The sequence below is a fragment of the Kamptonema formosum PCC 10802 genome, from assembly GCF_000332335.1.
In the GTDB taxonomy this organism is placed as follows: Bacteria; Cyanobacteriota; Cyanobacteriia; order Cyanobacteriales; family Oscillatoriaceae; genus Oscillatoria.
The window spans coordinates 3,665,942-3,667,908 of sequence record NZ_KB235948.1; the positions used below are offsets into that span (position 1 = coordinate 3,665,942).

The 1,967-nt window shown below is 56.5% G+C and carries 2 protein-coding genes; both read left to right on the forward strand.

Annotated features, from left to right (window positions below):
- Positions 1-82: 82 nt before the first annotated feature.
- Positions 83-1,666, forward strand: a complete 1,584-nt coding sequence (locus OSC10802_RS40350; protein ID WP_017717732.1) for a serine/threonine-protein kinase — start codon at positions 83-85, stop codon at positions 1,664-1,666.
- A partial coding sequence (locus OSC10802_RS46325; protein ID WP_369797079.1) for a WD40 repeat domain-containing protein occupies positions 1,667-1,967 on the forward strand: 301 nt, incomplete at its 3' end.

Here is a 1,967-nt window from a genome sequence, read left to right on the forward strand (position 1 = left end):
AGCCCTCTTCATTACCACCGGCACCCCCAGAAGCTGGTAACATTAAACCATTATTATACCGTGTGAGGGGGCGGGGTGTGCCATGCCGCAGGAATCTACGCAGTGGAATGTGGGTGATGTCATTCTCAACTTATACCAAGTCACCGGCTCTTTGGGGGAGGGGAGTTTTGGCAAAGTCTGCAAAGTTAGGCACTTGGGGTGGAATATTGACCTGGCGGTGAAAATCCCGAAACCAGAAGCTGTGGCGGCGGCGGGAGGTGTGGAGAACTTTGAGCGGGAGGCGGAAACTTGGGTGAATTTGGGGCTGCACCCTCACACGGTAAGCTGCTATTATGTGCGGCGGATTGAGGGCTATCCCCTGGTGTTTGCCGAATATGTGGCGGGGGGAACTTTGCACGACTGGATTTATGATGGCAGGCTGTATGCCGGTGGGGAGCGTGCGAGTTTAAAACGCATCCTTGATATTGCAATTCAGTTTGCGTGGGGGCTGCATTACGCTCACGAAAAGGAGCTGATTCATCAGGATGTCAAGCCGGCAAATGTGATGGTGACGCCGGCGGCGGCGGTGAAGGTAACGGATTTTGGGCTGGCGCGGGGAAAGATTGCCGCCCCGGCGGGAGAGCTCCCCCCAATTGCTCCTTATCCTGGGGGGGAGAAAGAGGGAAACTCGCCGGTTTTTCCGGCGGGGTTTGAGGCATTGGGCAGCGTGATGGGGACTTATATGGGGATGACTCCCGCGTATTGCTCGCCGGAACAAGATAAGGGAGAAAAACTGACGCGGCGCACGGATATGTGGGGGTGGGCGCTGTCGGTGCTGGAGATGTTTGTTGGGGAGAGAACTTGGCAAAAAGGCACTATCGCCTCCCACCTGCTGGAGGAGTACCTGCGGGGGAAGCGAGAGGATGCCGGTGTGCCCCAAATGCCTTTATCTGTGGCGGCGATTCTGCGGCGCTGCTTTCGCAAAAACCAGCAGGATCGCTACCGCAGTATGTTAGCAGTGGCGAAGGAATTGCGTGGGAGTTACGAGCAATTGATGGGGGAAGTTTACCCGCGCCTGGAACCGAGAGCCGGTGAGGACATGGCGGACAGCCTCAACAACCGGGCGGTGTCGCTGGTAGACTTGGGAAAGCCAGAGGAGGCGCAGCAGCTGTGGGAGAGGGCGCTACAGATGCAGCCACAACATCCGGAATCGACCTACAACCAGGGTTTGATTTGGTGGCGCACTCTTAGGATAAATGATAATACCCTCGTCAGAGAATTGGAGTGGATGCGCAGTTCACACCCCGAGGGTTGGCTTCCTGGCTATCTTCTGGGTTTGGTGCATTTAGAGCGGGATGATTGCGAGGCGGCGATTAAAACTCTGGAGAGTATTCCAGGGGAAGACGCAGTAGGGGCGAAGCATCAGGGCGACAATGTTTCGGTTGCGGGCAAAGGTGACTCACCGAATGCAACGCCGATACAGGCGGCGCTCAAACTAGCAAGAGAGAGACTGCCTAAATCAAAGCGCCCGTTGCGCACCTTTGAGGGACACACAATATCGGTGAGCTCAGTGTGTCTGAGCCCGGATGGCAGATTTGCCCTGTCGGGGAGTGAGGACAAAACCCTGAAACTGTGGGAAGTGGCAACGGAGCGGTGCTTGCGCACTTTTGAGGGACATACACGCTAGGTGTTCTCAGTGTGTCTGAGCCCGGATGGCAGATTAGCCCTGTCGGGGAGTGGGGACAAAACCCTGAAACTGTGGGAAGTGGCAACGGAGCGGTGCTTGCGCACTTTTAAGGGACATACACACTATGTGTTCTCAGTGTGTCTGAGCCCGGATGGCAGATTTGCCCTGTCGGGGAGTTGGGACAATACCCTGAAACTGTGGGAAGTGGCAACGGGGCGGTGCTTGCGCACCTTTGAGGGACATACAGGCTGGGTGATCTCAGTGTGTCTGAGCCCGGATGGCAGATTTGCCCTGTCGGGGA